General features: G+C 70.5%; 13 protein-coding genes. 4 read left to right on the top strand and 9 right to left on the bottom strand.

Annotated elements, in window-relative coordinates:
• Positions 1-51: 51 nt before the first annotated feature.
• A complete protein-coding gene (locus CNO20_RS06025; RefSeq protein WP_101295236.1) occupies positions 52-507 on the bottom strand; it encodes a ferritin-like domain-containing protein in 456 nt (151 codons plus the stop codon).
• 111 nt (positions 508-618) lie between these two features.
• Complete coding sequence (locus CNO20_RS06020) at positions 619-939, bottom strand: 4Fe-4S dicluster domain-containing protein (protein ID WP_101295235.1); 321 nt, start codon at positions 937-939, stop codon at positions 619-621.
• A gap of 117 nt (positions 940-1,056) precedes the next feature.
• Here CNO20_RS06020 and CNO20_RS06015 point away from each other — a divergent pair, with 117 nt between their 5' ends.
• Complete coding sequence (locus tag CNO20_RS06015; RefSeq protein WP_101295234.1) at positions 1,057-1,440, top strand: DCC1-like thiol-disulfide oxidoreductase family protein; 384 nt, start codon at positions 1,057-1,059, stop codon at positions 1,438-1,440.
• Positions 1,441-1,459: 19 nt separating this feature from the next.
• Here the strand turns inward: CNO20_RS06015 and CNO20_RS06010 are convergent, their stop codons facing one another.
• Together CNO20_RS06010 and CNO20_RS06005 are read right to left on the bottom strand one after the other, a co-directional pair.
• Complete coding sequence (locus CNO20_RS06010; protein ID WP_101295233.1) at positions 1,460-1,744, bottom strand: DUF7853 family protein; 285 nt, start codon at positions 1,742-1,744, stop codon at positions 1,460-1,462.
• Positions 1,745-1,955: 211 nt separating this feature from the next.
• Positions 1,956-3,119 carry an acyl-CoA dehydrogenase family protein gene (locus CNO20_RS06005; protein WP_101295232.1) on the bottom strand — a complete coding sequence of 388 codons (1,164 nt, stop codon included), beginning with the start codon at positions 3,117-3,119 and terminating at the stop codon, positions 1,956-1,958.
• Positions 3,120-3,269: 150 nt separating this feature from the next.
• On the opposite strand from CNO20_RS06005, the gene CNO20_RS06000 reads away from it, so the two are divergent.
• Positions 3,270-4,214, top strand: a complete 945-nt coding sequence (locus CNO20_RS06000; protein WP_101295231.1) for a thermonuclease family protein — start codon at positions 3,270-3,272, stop codon at positions 4,212-4,214.
• Positions 4,215-4,252: 38 nt separating this feature from the next.
• Here CNO20_RS06000 and CNO20_RS05995 read toward each other — a convergent pair whose 3' ends face one another.
• Positions 4,253-4,945, bottom strand: a complete 693-nt coding sequence (locus CNO20_RS05995; protein ID WP_101295230.1) for a type 1 glutamine amidotransferase — start codon at positions 4,943-4,945, stop codon at positions 4,253-4,255.
• Positions 4,946-5,208: 263 nt separating this feature from the next.
• Between CNO20_RS05995 and CNO20_RS05990 the strand changes: the two genes are divergently transcribed.
• Entirely contained in the window at positions 5,209-6,342 is a 1,134-nt protein-coding gene (locus CNO20_RS05990) for a serine hydrolase domain-containing protein (protein ID WP_101295229.1), read from the top strand.
• Positions 6,343-6,405: 63 nt separating this feature from the next.
• On the opposite strand, the gene CNO20_RS05985 is transcribed toward CNO20_RS05990, so the two are convergent.
• The 4 genes from CNO20_RS05985 to alaS all read right to left on the bottom strand — a co-directional run bounded on the left by CNO20_RS05985 (position 6,406) and on the right by alaS (position 10,877).
• A complete protein-coding gene (locus CNO20_RS05985) occupies positions 6,406-7,185 on the bottom strand; it encodes an alpha/beta fold hydrolase (RefSeq protein ID WP_101295228.1) in 780 nt (259 codons plus the stop codon).
• A 52-nt stretch (positions 7,186-7,237) separates the two neighbouring features.
• On the bottom strand, positions 7,238-7,363 hold the full coding sequence (locus CNO20_RS24050) for a hypothetical protein (RefSeq protein WP_269844122.1): 126 nt from the start codon (positions 7,361-7,363) through the stop codon (positions 7,238-7,240).
• 115 nt (positions 7,364-7,478) lie between these two features.
• The gene (locus CNO20_RS05980) at positions 7,479-8,018 is read right to left on the bottom strand and encodes a TQO small subunit DoxD (protein ID WP_101295738.1); all 540 of its coding nucleotides are present in this window, start codon (positions 8,016-8,018) and stop codon (positions 7,479-7,481) included.
• A gap of 90 nt (positions 8,019-8,108) precedes the next feature.
• Positions 8,109-10,877: an alanine--tRNA ligase gene (gene alaS, locus CNO20_RS05975; RefSeq protein WP_101295227.1), complete on the bottom strand. Its 2,769-nt coding sequence runs from the start codon at positions 10,875-10,877 to the stop codon at positions 8,109-8,111.
• Between the two features lie 144 nt (positions 10,878-11,021).
• Between alaS and CNO20_RS05970 the strand changes: the two genes are divergently transcribed.
• A complete protein-coding gene (locus CNO20_RS05970) occupies positions 11,022-12,893 on the top strand; it encodes an ATP-binding protein (protein WP_101295226.1) in 1,872 nt (623 codons plus the stop codon).

Here is a 12,893-nt window from a genome sequence, read left to right as displayed (position 1 = left end):
CCTCGGGCAAAAGAGAACGGCGCGAACGAGAGCGTCAGGCGTCGGCGTCGCTCAGTCCGACCTGTACTCCTTTCGGAACCCGCGGAACTCCGTCCGGTGGGCCTCCTCGTCGGCGAGGATCGTCACCGCGAAGTCCTCCGTCACGGGGTCGTCGGCCTCGCGCGCCGCGTTCACGAGCGACCGGTACGTCTCGATGGCGTCGTTCTCGGCGTCGAGCACGCCCTCGATGACTTCGAGGACGTTCGTGGTGTCGGCCGGCGGCTGGAGCGTGTCCTGCCGCGCTTCGAACTCGGCCGAGCCCGGCGGGCGCTCGTCGAGCTGCTTGAGGCGCTGGCCGAGCATCTCCGCGTGGCCGAGCTCCTCCTGGATGTCCTGACTCAGGGACTCTTTGACCTCTTCTGCGCTCACCCCGTCCAGAACGATCGAGTTCGTCAGGTAGTTCATGACGGTCTCGATCTCGTCGTTGTACGCCTTGCGGAGCAGGTCGGTGACCTCCTGGGACGTCATGGTTCCTAGGTGCGGTCGCCAGCCGCTTATACTATCTGGCGGGACGGAGCAGAAGGGATGACGTGGCGAGTGAGACCGAAAGGAGCGCGGGACGGTCGAGTCGCTCTACTGCTACTGCCGACTCGCGTCCACGTCGATGGCGTCGACGGGGCAGATGTCGACGCAGAGCATGCAGTCGATGCACTGGTCCTCGCGGGTCGGTTCGACCTTCCGGTCGCTCTCCGGGTGGCCGGGCGTGTCGACCCACGTGAACACGTCGACCGGACAGTCCTCCAGGCACGCGCCGTCCGCGACGCAGGCGTCGTAGTCGACGGCGACGTGGGTGCCGTGAACGCCGAGTCTCTCCGGCGGGTCGACGGGACCCCACACGGCCACGCCGTTCTCCTCGCCGACCTTCTCGCGGTTCGCGTCGAAGTTCAGGTCGATTCCCATCCGGTTCACTTCCGGCGGTGCGCTATTTAAGTCCATCAAAACCGCGTGACGGGGCGACCGCGATCCGCGGCGAACGGCCGCCCGTGCGCTCTTGTCGCCGCCGGACCAAGGGCCCGTATGAGCGACGGTCGAAGCCGAGAAGACGAGGCTCCGCCCCGTCTCGTCTACGACGACGACTGCGGCTTCTGCGCGTGGTCGGCGGCCCTGGCGAACCGCCGCGGGCGGTTCGAACTCGTCGGGTTCGGGGAGCTCACGCCGGACCAGCGCGCGCGGCTCCCGGACGACTACGAGTCCTGCGTCCACCTTCTCACCGACGACGCCGTCTACTCCTGCGGGGAGGCGACGGAGCAGGCGCTCGCGCGAATGAACGCCGGCCTCGGCGCGCTCGCGGCGCTCCTCAGGCGGGTTCCGGGCTACCCCTCCTTCCGGGAGGCGGCGTACCACTGGGTCGCGAGGCGTCGGGGAACGTGGGGGCAATTTCTGCGCCGAGAGTCGGCGTGAGCGGTCGGAGAGGGGGACGTCAGCTGAGCGCCAGTTCGATGTCGTCCAGAACCGATCGCCCCGGCTCGTCGTCCCTGTCCGGCGCGTCCGTCAGATACTGTGAGAGGATGCGGCGGAGCAGTCGCAGCTGATCGGGCTCGAAGCCGTCGTCGGCTTCGAGCGCCCGAAGGAGCGCGAGCTCGTCCGGCGCGTCGTTCCCGTCGTCGAGTTCGCGCTCGATCGCTGCGAGCACGGCGGCGTGAACGACCCACGCCTCTTCGCGGGTGAGATCGAGTGCTGCGGGGTTGTGAGCCGAAGCGGTCATGTGTTCCTCACTTTGGCGTAGGTAGGGTGCCCCGCGTATATATGCGTGTTCATTGTTGGCATACGACGCACAGGACCGAAAAACGTATTACTGCGCGCGGTTCCGGCGACGGAATTCCGTCCGATCGCCGCGGTGCGGAGCACCCGGGCCGGAAGCGCCGAACGCCGCGGTCCCGGTTGCTCACCGCGATCGCAGAGGCTCACGTACCGAGCTACTCGAACGCCGCGATCCCGGTGAGATCCTGCCCGAGGATCAGCGAGTGGATGTCGTGGGTCCCCTCGTACGTGTACACCGTCTCCATGTTCGCCATGTGGCGCATCGGCGAGTAGTCCGCCGTGATGCCGTTACCGCCGAGCATCTCGCGGGCGACCCGCGCCTGGTCGCGGGCCGTGCGAACGTTGTTTCGCTTCGCCATGGAGACGTGCTGGGGGCGCAGGTCTCCCCGCTCCTTCAGCTCGGCGAGACGGTAGGCGAGCAGCTGGGCGGTCGTGATCTGCGTCGCCATCTCCGCCAGCTTCTCCTGCTGGATCTGGAAGCGCGCGATCGGGCCGCCGAACTGCTCGCGGTCCAGCGCGTATCGGCGGGCGGTCTCGAAGCAGTCGCGGGCGGCCCCGACGGCGCCCCACGCGATGCCGTAGCGCGCCTGCGTGAGACACGAGAGGGGTCCCTTCATCCCTTCGACGCCCGGCAGGACGTTCTCCTCGGGGACGCGGACGTCGTTCAGGCCGATCTCGCCCGTGATCGACGCCCGCAGCGAGAGCTTCTCCTTGATCTCGTTCGTCGTCACCCCGTCGCGGTCGGTCTCGACGAGGAAGCCGCGGACGGGTCGCCCCTCCGCGGAGGTGTCGCGCGCCCAGACGACCGCCACGTCGGCGATCGGCGAGTTCGTGATCCAGGTCTTCGATCCGTGGAGGACGTACTCCCCCCCGTCCTTCTCGGCGCGCGTCTCCATCCCCGACGGGTTCGATCCGTGCGCCGGTTCGGTGAGTCCGAAGCACCCGACGGCCTCGCCCGCCCCGAGCTTCGGCAGCCACTCCTCCTTCTGCTCGTCGGACCCGAAGGCGTGGATGGGGTACATGACGAGCGCGCCCTGGACGCTCGCCATGGAGCGGAGACCGCTGTCGCAGGCTTCGAGTTCCTGCATGAGCAGCCCGTAGGCGGTTTCGCTGACACCCGGCAGGCCGTAGCCGTCGAGGTTCGGCGCGTAGAACCCCATCTCGCCCATCTCGGGGATGAGTTCGGTCGGAAACGTCCCCTCGATGTAGTGCTCGGCGATGTCGGGGCGGACCTTCTCGTCGACGAACCGGCGGGCGGTGTCGCGGATCAGCCGCTCCTCCTCGCCCAGGTCCGCCTCCAATTCCACGTAATCTAGCATGTACAACCGTCCGGAGCGGCGACGCAAAAGCGATTCGTTTGGGGCGGTCTCGACGGGCGAAACGACTCGTCCGCGCTTACCGATCGGATACCGGCGGCGGTCACCCCCGGCATATCGTGCGCTTAACCGTCCCCGCCCGAAGGGGCTCGCATGCGTCGACACGCGCGCAAGATCCTCGGGGCCGCCGCGGTCGCGGCGAGCGCGGCGGAAGCGGGCTGCGCGGAGGTGCTCGGCGGCGGTCGGCGGTCGGCGAATCGAAACCGAACGGCGGACGAACGGCCGGCGGACGAACGGCCGCCGAACGGCGGGACGCCGCGCGACGGAGCGGCGGACCGCGGAAGCCCGACGCCGGAGCCGGCGTCGACCGCCGATTCTCCGCCGGTCGCGGACGAAGAACCCGACCGCGAATCGGACCGACGCGGATCGGACCGGGGCGGCTGGGGGTCGGACGCGAACGCGCGGACGGGTTCGTCAGCGCCGGCTCCGGACGGATCGCCCCGGAATCCGATCGACCCGTCCGCACCGGGGGCCGGGACGCCGCCCGCGTCGGAACCGGGAAGCGGAACGCCCGGACAGACGCCGGCCGACGTCCCGCCGGACGGGTCGGAGCTGCGCGCGACGGTCCGCGAGGTCGTCGACGGCGACACGCTCCGCGTCGAGCTCGACGACGGCAGCGAGGCGATCGTGTCGCTCGCGGGCGTCGACGCGCCGGAGCTGTCGGCCGCGCAGTCGCCGGCGGCGTTCGAGGGCGTCCCGGACACGGCCGGAGGGCGGCAGTACCTCTACGCGTGGGCGTGGATGGCGGACGCCGCGGTCAGATCAGCGCTCGCCGGGGAGCGGGTCGGGCTCCGGCTGATCCGCTCGCGGGACGCGGACGCCGACGGCGGGGTCCCGGAGATCTCCTCCCCGGCCTACGTCTTCGCCGGCGGGACGAACGCGAGCGCGAACGTGAACCTCGAACTCCTCAGGAGCGGTCTCGCGCGGGCCACCGACGACGACCACCCCGAAGCCGAGGCGTTCGCGCGCGCCGAACGGGAGGCCCGCGAGGCGGCGGTCGGCCTGTGGGACCTCTCCGAACCGCTCCGCGTCCCGTGAACGTTGCAGGTCGACGGCGGAGGAGGCGGCAGATCCGATCAGGCGGCCGCTTCGGCGCGGACGCGCTCGGCGTAGGCGACGAAGTTGTCGAACAGCGCCTTCGCCTCGCAGGCGGCCGCGTAGTTCTCCTCGGTGATGCCGTCGAGCACGGACCGGACGCGCTCCCGGCCGAGGAACTCCTTGCGGCGGGTGACGCGCTCCGCGGTCTCCATGTCGTACTCGGGGTGGAACTGGACGCCGAAGGCGTGGCCCTTCCGGAAGGCGTGGACGCCGTACTCGTTCTCGGCGAGCAGTTCCGCGCCCGGCGGGAGTTCGGCGACCGCGTCCCCGTGGGTCGTAAAGGCGGTGAACGTCTCGTCGATCCCGTCGAACAGGTCGCCGCCCCGGTGGCGCACCTCGCGGTAGCCGATCTCGAAGTCGTCCATGCCCGAGACGCGGCCGCCGAGCGCCTCCGCGACGACCTGGTGGCCGTAACAGACGCCCAGGATCGGCAGGCCGCGGTCGGCCGCCTCGGCGACCCAGTCGACGAGCGGCGGGATCCACTCCTCGTCCCAGTAGACCGACGCGCGCGAGCCGGTGACGATCACGCCGTCGAAGTCGAAGGAGGATGGGAGGTCGCCGCCGCTCGCGTCGAATTCGGCGAGATCGACGTCGAGTTCCCGACGGAAGTTCCGCCTCGTGTCGCCGTCGTTGTGCGACGCGTCGAGGAGAGCGAAGCGCAGCCGACTCATCGTACGAGTACAGTTTACTCGTAGAGAAGTACCTTACGCTACGCGAGGGCTCTGCCGGCCTTTCGGACTGACCGGGTGCGCCGGAGGACGCGGAGCGGAATCGACGACGGAACGCGGATCGACGGGCGACGGTCGACGATCGGCGGGCGGCGGTCGACGGTCGGCGGGTGGCGGTCAGTGGTCAGCGGTCGGCGTCGCTCAGCGTCGGCCGACGCGGCCGGCGCGGTCGAGAATATATGTCACTCCCCGTGTAACTGGCTGGCATGAGCGAAGTCTTCGACGCGGACGGACCGGAACAGATCGAGCAGCTGTTCGACCTCCAGCTCGACGCGGGTCTCCACCACGGCGCGCAGCTCGCAGTGTACCGCGAGGGCGATCTCGTCCTCGACCTGGCGGGCGGGGTGACCGGCCCCGACGGCGAGCCGACGACGCCCGACCGCAAGCACGTCCTCTTTTCCTGCACGAAGCCGTACGCCGGTGCCTGCGTCCACCTGCTGGCCGAGGAGGGCGCGCTCGACTACGACGACGCCGTCCGCGAGCACTGGCCCGCGTTCGCGGAGCCGGGGACGGCGAAGGCGGACGTGACGGTGAGACACGTCCTGAGCCACCAGGGCGGGTTCCCGCACGGCCCGTTCGACGAGGAGCCGGCGCGGTGGATCGACTGGGACGCCGCCGTCGCGGCCATGGAGGAGATCGAGCTCTCGTTCGAGCCGGGCGAGACGGCGGCGTACCACGCCCTCAACTACGGGTTCGTCGTCGGCGAGCTCGTCCGCCGGGCGAGCGGGACGCCGATCGACGAGTTCGCCCGCGAGCGCGTGTTCGAACCGCTCGGGATGGACGACACCCACGTCGGCATCCCCGAGGACGAGCCGGACGGGGTCGCCACCCTCGTCGGCTTCGAGGCGTTCGACCGCTGCCGGGAGCCGGACGTCGGCCTCGGCACGGTCGACAACGACGCCGCCGCGGCCCTGTTCAACCAGGAGTCGTTCCACCGGGCGGTCATCCCCGCCGCCAGCGGCACGGGGACGGCCCGGGACATGGCTCGCTTCTACGCCTGCCTCGCCGCCGGCGGCGAACTCGACGGGACCCGCCTGCTCGACTCCGAGACCGTCGAACGAGCGACCGCCGTGCAGGCCCAGGTCGAGCGGGACGGGACCCTCGGCGTGCCCAGGCGGTACGCGATGGGGTTCGAGCGCGCCGGGACGCCGTGGGACAAGTACGGGACGCTGAGCCCCGACGCGGTCTTCGGCCACGGGGGCCTCGGCAGCATCGTCGGCTGGGCCGACCCGGAGGCGGATCTGGCGATGGCGTACGTCACCAACGGCATCCGCGACGAGTACGAGCACGCGACCAGGGTGAACGCGATGGCCGACGCCGTCCGGACCGTGTTCGCCTGAGGGACCGGCCGTCCCCTCGATCGGGAATCGGTCGAGAACGGGCTCGTTCGGAAGGCCGAGAGGTCAATCGAAGGCGGGCTCGCCCAGGAAGTCGAGGAGGAGATCGTTGACGACGCGGGAGTGCTCGACGTGCGCGAGGTGGCCCGCGCCCTCGACCGGGGCGAACTCCCCCCGGGGCAGTCCCTCCGCGAGCTCGCGGCCGCGCGCCTCGGGCCACACCGCGTCCTCGGTGCCGTGGAGCACGAGCGCCGGCACTGTCACCTCGTGGAGCCGCTCCCGGACGTCGAACCGCTCCGCCGCGGCGGCCTGCGCCTCCCACGCCTCCCGGGAGGCGTCCTCCGCCGCCCGCCACTCGACGATCCGCTCGACGACCTCGGGCTGCTCGTCGAAGAACGCGTCGGAGAAGGCGGCGTCGAGCGACCGGCGGAGGGCGTCGCGGTCGCCCGGCGGGGCGAACAGCGGTTCGAGATCGAGCCCGCGTCCCGACGCGGCCGTGCCGAGGAGCGTCAGGCTCGCCGGCCGCGACGACGAGAGCGCCGCCCACAGCGCGATCGCGCCGCCGAGCCCCGCGCCGACGACGTGGGCAGATCGGACGCCCGCGTCCGCGAGCGCGACTTCGAGGTCCTGCGCCAGTTCGCCGACTGTGTACGGACCAGGGGGCGCGTCCGAGCGGCCCGCACCCCGGAGGTCCGTCACGAGGCTCCGGTAGGGGCCGGCGACCGCCGCGTGCTGCCAGCCCCACTGCCACGCGCCGTAGCCGAGGTCGCCGACGAACGCGACCGTCTCGCCCGTCCCGTCGGTGTCGTAGTACAGCGAGACGCCGCCGTTTCGCGCGGTTGGCATGGCCGACGCTACGGCTCCGATCCCGATAGAGGGTTCCGATCTCGGGCGGGGCTCACCGCTCGCAGGGCGTCTCCCTGAACTGCGAGAGGCAGTCGAAGTCCGCGCCGCAGACCTCACAGACCCACTGGTCGGTCACGCGGTGTTCGCCGATGGCCCGCGGCCAGTCGCTCGCGCTCATGGACGACCGATCGTCGTCGGAGGGATTTGAATCCGTCGCCGGGGCTTTCGAGACCGCCCCGGCGGATCCCTCGACCGAACCCCTCTTGACACAGTCGGGGAGTTCGACCGCGGCGCTACCCGAGCAGGTAGCGCAGCCGTGGGCGCTCGCGGACGAACTCCGTCCGTTCGAGGTAGGCGTCCACGCCGAGGATCCGGCCCGCGGCGAACACGCCGACGATCACGAACAGCAGGAGTCCGAACAGGTCCCCGTTGACGAAGCCGTGCTCCCAGTCGGCGTTCCCCAGGTAGAAGAACACCATCAGGAGCCCGCCGAACAGGGCCGCGAGACGGACCAGCGCCCCGACGAGCAGGCCGAGGCCGATGAGCGTCTCGCCCACCGGAATCATGACGTTCGTGAACTCCAGCAGCCAGGGCGTCCCGGCCGCCCAGGCGAAGAAGCCCTGGAGCGGCGAGGCCGCGGGCGCGTTGAGCAGGTAGCCCGACGCGTCGAACGGTTCGCCGGCGACGAACGCGAGCTTCGTGTATCCGGCGTGGAAGAACCACCACCCGGTTACGAGTCTGATCAGCACCGTCACGTATCCCGCCGCCGACTCGGCGTACTCGAACGGCTTCTCCGCCCCGAGCCAGTCGACCGAGGCTTTGTTGGTAGTCATTTTGCTCACCTTACGGGTGAACGTACGGTCGCCGACCCCTTCAAGCGGGAACGTCATTCCCGGAGCGCGGGAATCGAGGGAAACGCCGCGTTACGCGTTCAGAACCGTTCGAAGCACGTCGTCGGCGTCGTCGAGCGCCTCGTCGAGCGCGTCGACGTCGGGGCCGCCGCCCTGCGCGAAGTCGGCCGGGCCGCCGCCGCCGCCGCCGACTTTCGCCGCGAGCCGTCCGACGACCTCGCCGGCGTTCACGTTCACGCCGTCGGGGACGCTCACGACGAACTGCGCGCTACCGCCCCGGGCGCTGCCGAGCACCGCGACCTTCCCCTCGTCCACGAGCGCGTTGGCTGTCGCCCGGAGCTCGTCCGAGTCGGCGTCGAGCCGCTGGATGACGACCGGCGTGCCGTCGATGTCGACCTCGTCTGCGCCGGCGGCCGCGCGCGCCTCGGCGAGTTCGCGCTTGAGGCGGTCGATCTGCTTGCCGCGCTCCTTCCACTCGGCGAAGAAACGCTCCGCGGTGTCGGGCACCTCCTGGGGGCTCACGTCGAGCACCTCGGCCGCGTCGTACAGAGCGTCCTCGGTGCGCTGGGTCGCCTCGATGGCCGCCTCGCCCGCGGCGAAGACGATGCGCTCGACGCCGTCCTGCACCGGCTCCGTGTTCAGGATCTTGATCGCGCCGATGTCGCCCGTCCGCCGGACGTGCGTCCCCCCGCACGCCTGCACGTCCTCGGCGACGTGGATGAGGCGGATCTTCTCGCCCGGCGGGATGCCCCCCTGGTAGAGGTCGAAGCCGTGGCGCTCCTCGGCCTCGTGGCGGTCCGGCCACTCCTGTTTGACGGGCACGTTGTCCATCACGATCTCGTTGGCGACGCGCTCGATCTCCTTGACCTCCTCGCGGGTGATCCGCTCGTAGTGGGTGACGTCGAAGCGCGAGCTCTCGAGGCCCTTCTGGGCGCCCGCCTGTCGGATGTGGTCACCGATCACCTGTCGGGTCGCGTGACCGACGACGTGAGTCGCGGTGTGGTGCCGCATGAGCCGCCGGCGTCGGTTCGCGTCGATCTGCCCGCGGACGAACTCGCCCTTGCCGGGGTCGCGGTCCGTCCGGTGGAGGACGACGCCGTCGCGTATCTGAACGTCCTCGACCTCGGCCGTCACGTCGCCGGTCGAGATCGTCCCGCGGTCGGCGGGCTGACCGCCGCCCTCCGGGTAGAACATCGTCTGGTCGAGCACGACGTCGTAGCCCTCCTCGCGCTCGAACACGTCCAGGACGACCGCCTCGAACTCTGACCGGTCCTGGTCCTCGTAGTAGAGCTTCTCCGTCTCCGGGAGGTCGGCCAGGCGGTCGTCGGCCCGGTCGGCGTCCTCGAACGCCTGCTCGGAGTCGTGGCGGGCCGCGACGAGCGAGTAGAAGTCGTCCGGCACCTGGACGGTCGCGCCGCGCTCCTCGGCGATCTCTCTCACCATGTCGGGCTGGATGCCGTGGCTGTCGTACAGCTCGATGAGCGTCTCCGTCGGGATCGGCTCGCCCGAGCCGGCGTACTCGTCGGCGATCTGTCTGACCCGCCGACCGCCGCGTTCGAGCGTCTTCCGGTACTTGCGCTCCTCGGTGCGGACGATGTCGCGGACGGTGTCGCGGTTCTCGTAGCCGAGGCGCTTGGCCTGCATGTCCACGAGTTCGTCCAGCGGCGCGTCGATGCCGACGTTGTCGACGAGGCGCTTCGTCCGCCGGAGTACCATCCGGGCGAGGTAGCCCGTGCCGACGTTGCTCGGGACGATGCCGTCGCCGAACATGTACGCCAAAGCGCGGCAGTGGTCCGCGATCGCGTAAATGTCCTCGAGCGGCCGCATCAGGCTCTCCAGCTCGTGCTTGTTCACGTCGAGCTTGCGGGCGATGTTGTCGCGGGCGGCGTCCATGTCGTCGGCCTCGTCGATGTCCATGTGGCCCGCGAGCTTCGCCGCGCGGTGGATGAGCGTCTCCTCGTCGTCGGTGTGCTCGATCCCCGCGTTCTCCTTGAGGAAGTCGATCATGTCGGGGTAGACCGCCTCGTACACCGTGGGCGTCCCCTGGCTCATCCAGGTCCACCGTTCGAGGCCGTACCCGGTGTCGACGATGTACGTGTCCATCGGCGAGTAGCGGTTGCCGTCCTTGAGTTCGTACTCGCCCTCCGGGTCCTGTTCGAGCGACATGAAGACGAGCGTCGCCAGTTCCGCGCCGCGGTAGATCACCTCGATGGCGGGACCGGCGTTGCCGCCGCCGACCCACGGGTCCTCGATGTACGTGATCTCCGTCACGTCCGCGCCGAGCGACGCGAACAGCTCGTCGCAGAGCTCGACGGTGCGGTCCTTCCAGTACACCTCGCCCGAGTAGGCGTACCGGTCGCCGACCTCCTCGCGGGCGTTGAAGGCGTGGTGGGCCATCATCTCGAACGCCATCGTGTGCCGCCCGGTCTTGCCGACGTTGTCGATGTCCTGCATGCGGATGCAGGGCTGCGAGATGCAGAGGGGGTTCGCCGGCGGCGGGGTCCGCCCGCTGGTCACCAGGGGCTGGAAGTCGTAGATCGACGCCTGGGTGAGCAGCACGTCGTCGCGCCAGCGGTTCGCCGCGACGGGGTACGGGTCGATTCGCGCGTGGCCGTGTTCCTCGAAGAAAGACAGGAACGTCTCGCGCATCTCCTCCATCGTGTACTCGTCGTCGAACCCGGGGTTGTCGATGAAGCTGTACTCCTCGCACGGGGGTTCGCCGCACGTGGTGCGGTCGTGGTCCCGCGTCCAGAAGTGCGCCCCGCACTCGGAGCACTCCTTTCGGACGAAATCGTTTTCCTCGAAGTACTCGAGGCGATACTCCGATTCGAGTTCGCTCATTGTCTATCATGTCGCCAACCACGCGGTAAAACAGTTCCGCAAAGGTCGATTCGGTCCGCCGCCGGCGTCGCGGCGACGCCGCGGCGTCGTGCGGTTCGCGACACCGGAACCCTTTTAGTTCCGATCGCTGACACTCGCACGTCCGTGCCACCGCCGACAGCCGTCGACCGAATCCGCGTCCGCGTCGTCGCCCCGGAGAGCGAGGCCGACCTCGTCCGGCGGCTCGCGGCGGTCGAGGGCGTGGACGCGCGCTCCGCAGACCCCGCGGACGGTCTCGAATCGATCGCCGCGGAACCCGCAGACTGCTTCGTCGTCCTCGACGTCGAGCACGCCGCGGCCGCGGCGGCCACCGCCCGCGACCGGGGGGTCCCGGTGATCGTCTACGCCGACGCGCCGGCCTCGGCGGGCGAGGGAACCGACGGCGCGGACGGCCACGTCAGGCGGACGGCCGACGGCGTCGACCGACTGGTCGAGGAGCTCCGACGCGCGGTCGACGAGCGGAAGCGCGCGCAACTCCGGGAGGACCGGCGGCGCGTCGCCCGCCTCCACGACGGGACCGCGAGGCTTGCGGCGGCTCGCTCCGTCGAGGGGCTGTGCGCGCGCACGGTCGACGTCGCGGAGCGCATCCTCGAATTCGACCTCTGTTACGTCGGCCTCGTCGAGGGCGATGAGATCGTCCCCCGGGCGGTGTCGGAGACGGCGCCGAGCGACGCGGTCCGGACGATGCGCGTCTCGGAGGGGATCGCGGGGAAGACGATCCGGACCGGGGAATCGCAGCTCGTGGAGACCGTCGAGGAGACCCCGGAGGCGAGCCCGACGCGGAGCGACTACCGGTCGGGGATCAGCGTTCCGATCGGCGACCGCGGCGTCTTTCAGGCGGTGTCGACGCGGCCGCGAGGGTACGACGAGACAGACCTGGAGCTCGCCGAATTACTCGTCGCGCACGCGCGCGAGACGTTGAAGAGAATCGAGGCTGAGGCGGAGCTCCGGGAGGAGCGGGATCGCCTGGGCGCGCTGTTCGAGAACGTGCCTGACGCCGCGGCGGCCTACGAGTTCGACGGCGAGACCGCGATCGTCCGCCGGGTCAACCCGGCGTTCGAGCGCGTGTTCGGCTACGCCGCCGAGGAGATCGTCGGCGAGGACATGGACGAGAACATCGTCCCGCCGGAGCACGCGTCGGAGGCGAGGACGTTCAGCGAGCGGCTGCGGGCCGGCGAACCCGTCCGGGCCGAGGTCGAACGGCTGACGAAGCGCGGCCGCCAGGACTTCCTGCTCCACGTCGTTCCAGCGCGGCGGCAGGACGGGTGCGCGATCGGGTACGCCATCTACACCGACCTGTCGGAGCAGAAGGAGCGAGAGCGGGAGCTCCGGCGGCAGAACGAGCGGCTCGACGAGTTCGCCAGCATCGTCTCTCACGACCTCAGAAACCCGCTTACCGTCGCCGACGGATACCTCGCGCTCGCGAGGGAGGAGCGCGACGACCCGGCGCTCCGGAGGGCGGCGGACGCGCTGGACCGGATGGGCGACCTCATCGAGGGGCTGCTGACGCTCGCCCGGAAGGGACAGATCGTCGGCGAGCGCGAACCGGTGGACCTCGGAACGGTCGCCCGGCGGGCGTGGGCGAACACCGCGACCGCCGACGCGACGCTCTCGGTCGAGAGCGAGTGCGCGCTGGAGGCGGACGCCGAGCGGCTCGCCGAACTGCTGACGAACCTCTTTCGGAACGCCGTCGAGCACGGGGGCCCCGACGTTCGCGTCCGGCTCGGCGGGTTCGACGGCGGCTTCTACGTCGAGGACGACGGACCGGGAATCGACCCCGACGAGCGCGATCGGGCGTTCGAGACCGGCTACACGACGCGAGCCGCCGGCAACGGCTTCGGGCTCGCCATCGTCCGCAGGATCGCCGAGGCGCACGGCTGGCGGGTGCGGGCGACGGACGCGGCCGAGGCCGAGGGCGGCGCGCGGTTCGAGTTCCTCGCGGAGCCGGCGAAAGGCTCAGGCGCGTCGCGCGCGTGA

Source organism: Halegenticoccus soli (genome assembly GCF_002844195.1).
GTDB lineage: Archaea > Halobacteriota > Halobacteria > Halobacteriales > Haloferacaceae > Halegenticoccus > Halegenticoccus soli.
The sequence above is the reverse complement of the archived record's forward strand: the minus strand, read 5'-3'. Positions and strand labels throughout refer to the sequence as shown.

What these genes read in the sequence shown, in the direction of transcription:
- alaS (WP_101295227.1), bottom strand. Translation starts at nt 10,877, where the DNA reads ATGAGCGAACTCGAATCGGAGTATCGCCTCGAGTACTTCGAGGAAAAC.
- CNO20_RS06025 (WP_101295236.1), bottom strand. Translation starts at nt 507, where the DNA reads ATGACGTCCCAGGAGGTCACCGACCTGCTCCGCAAGGCGTACAACGAC.
- CNO20_RS05995 (WP_101295230.1), bottom strand. Translation starts at nt 4,945, where the DNA reads ATGAGTCGGCTGCGCTTCGCTCTCCTCGACGCGTCGCACAACGACGGC.
- CNO20_RS06015 (WP_101295234.1), top strand. Translation starts at nt 1,057, where the DNA reads ATGAGCGACGGTCGAAGCCGAGAAGACGAGGCTCCGCCCCGTCTCGTC.
- CNO20_RS05985 (WP_101295228.1), bottom strand. Translation starts at nt 7,185, where the DNA reads ATGCCAACCGCGCGAAACGGCGGCGTCTCGCTGTACTACGACACCGAC.
- CNO20_RS24050 (WP_269844122.1), bottom strand. Translation starts at nt 7,363, where the DNA reads ATGAGCGCGAGCGACTGGCCGCGGGCCATCGGCGAACACCGCGTGACC.
- CNO20_RS06000 (WP_101295231.1), top strand. Translation starts at nt 3,270, where the DNA reads ATGCGTCGACACGCGCGCAAGATCCTCGGGGCCGCCGCGGTCGCGGCG.
- CNO20_RS06010 (WP_101295233.1), bottom strand. Translation starts at nt 1,744, where the DNA reads ATGACCGCTTCGGCTCACAACCCCGCAGCACTCGATCTCACCCGCGAA.
- CNO20_RS06005 (WP_101295232.1), bottom strand. Translation starts at nt 3,119, where the DNA reads ATGCTAGATTACGTGGAATTGGAGGCGGACCTGGGCGAGGAGGAGCGG.
- CNO20_RS05980 (WP_101295738.1), bottom strand. Translation starts at nt 8,018, where the DNA reads ATGACTACCAACAAAGCCTCGGTCGACTGGCTCGGGGCGGAGAAGCCG.
- CNO20_RS05990 (WP_101295229.1), top strand. Translation starts at nt 5,209, where the DNA reads ATGAGCGAAGTCTTCGACGCGGACGGACCGGAACAGATCGAGCAGCTG.
- CNO20_RS06020 (WP_101295235.1), bottom strand. Translation starts at nt 939, where the DNA reads ATGGGAATCGACCTGAACTTCGACGCGAACCGCGAGAAGGTCGGCGAG.